The organism is Herpetosiphonaceae bacterium (genome assembly GCA_036374795.1).
In the GTDB taxonomy this organism is placed as follows: Bacteria; Chloroflexota; Chloroflexia; order Chloroflexales; family Kallotenuaceae; genus LB3-1.
Genome location: DASUTC010000107.1, coordinates 1 through 1,947 on the forward strand (window position 1 = coordinate 1; position 1,947 = coordinate 1,947).

Annotated in this window: 1 protein-coding gene; it reads right to left on the reverse strand. The window is 67.9% G+C overall.

All coding sequences use genetic code 11. The annotated features are described in order from the left end of the window. Positions 1 to 1,947: SDR family NAD(P)-dependent oxidoreductase (locus VFZ66_07310; protein HEX6288981.1), on the reverse strand; the 1,947-nt coding region annotated here is incomplete at both ends.

Below are 1,947 nucleotides of genomic sequence, written 5' to 3' on the forward strand. Positions count from 1 at the left end.
CTCCGCCAGCCCCGCAATGGTCGGCGCCTCGAACAGCGCCCGTAGCGGCAGCTCCATCCCAAAGGCCGCCCGCACCCGCCCCATGACCTGCGTCGCCAGCAGCGAGTGGCCGCCCAGCTCAAAGAAGTCGTCCTCGATGCCGATCGTCTCGATGCCGAGGAGCGCCTGCCAGATCGCGGCGATGGTCTGCTCAGCCGACGTGCGCGGCGCGACATAGCCAGTCCTCAGCGCCGGTCGCGCATGGCTTGCCGTGGGTAGGCGCTGCGATTCCAGCTCCACGCCGGTCGCTCGCTGCGGCCTGCTCTCGCGCTGCGCCAGGACCGCCGCAAGATCCTGGCTCGATACCACGATCTGCGGGAGCGTGCTCCGATTGAGGCAGCGCAGAAACGTTTCGCGGCCTTCGGCGGGCGTCATGCCCTCGTGGAGCTCGCCGCCGGTGATCTGCCTGTAGCGCGCTTCGAGCGCCGCCGCCATGCCGGTGTTGTGCCACCTGCCCCAGTCGATCGATAGCGCAAAGGTCCGGCCCCGCGAGGTGGTCTGGTAGGCGAGCGCATCCAGAAAGGCGTTCGCAGCGCAGTAATCCACCTGGCCGACGCCGCCGAGAATGGCGTTCAGCGACGAGCAGAAGACCAGGAAGTCCAGGTCGTGATCCTTGAAGAGTGCATCCAGCACGATCGCGCCGATCGCCTTGGGCCACAGCACGTCGCGGGCGGCCTGCGGCTGCTTGAGCTGGATGATCCCGTCGCCGGGGAGTCCCGCCGCATGGATCACGCCGTGAATCGTGCCGAAACGCTCCCTGGCCTGCGCGATGGCCGCGCGCATCTGCGCCTCGTCCGCGACATCGGCGGCGCAGAGCAGGATCTCCGAACCGGCTGCTTCCAGCGCCTTGATCGCCTGGATCTTTCGGCTCGACGGATCGTGCTCCGGGTGGCTCGCCAGATAGTGCTCCCAGGTGTCGCGGGCGGGCATAGCCGAACGTCCGAGCAGCACAAGCCGCGCCTGGACGGTGTGGGCCAGCTCTTCCGCCAGCGCCAGGCCGACTCCGCCGAGCCCGCCCGTAATCAGGTAGACGCCCCGCTGCCGCAGCCGCGACCGCGTGGGACTCCCGTCGAGACGCACCGGCTCGAAGCTCTGTACCCAGCGGTGGTACTGACGATAGGCAACGATCCGATCGTCCGAGGGCACGATGATCTCGGCGATGAGCTGCTCGATCAGACGCGGCTCCTGCCACGTGCCGTGTGTCGGCAGCTCAAGATCAATGCTCCGACAGGTGATATGCGGGTACTCCTGCGCGATGACGTTCGCTGGGCCGATCGCCGTCGCTTTCTCAGGACACAGCCGCTCGCCGCCGGTCACACACTGCATATTATTCGAGACAACCGTGATCTCCACCGGCTCTTCAAGCGCGCAGCGGCCTAGCGCCTGCGCCAGCCAGAGCAGACTGAAGAAGCCGTGGTGCTGTGTCTGCTCGAAGCGCCGCACCGTGAGCGGCCCTACCTCGCCCGTGGTGATCGTCCAAAAGTGGATGATCCGCTGCGGCAGCCTGCCGCTCGTCGACAGCGCTTCGAGCATCTGCGCATACCCCACAGGGTCGCTCGGATCGATGACGTACGCGGAGTCGTCGCGGCGCTGACTATGCGCGCCCGGTGTCACGGTGATCACTGTGTCGCCTGCCAGCCGGAGCTGCTCGACCACCTGCTGGCCCAGGCCAGTATCATCGAGCAAGACCAGCCAGCGGAGCGGCTCGTCGGCATGCGACTCCGCCAGGACCGGCGGCATGGCTCGCTTCCACGATGGGAGATAGAACCAGTCGGCCACCTCCGGGCGCTTGCGCAGCCGCGCGGCAGCCGCGCGGGTCGTGCCTGCGGCGGGCGGATCGATCCAGTAGCGCTGGCGCTCGAAGGGATAGGTCGGCAGCGCGACGCGCTGGCGGTCTTCGTCGCCGTA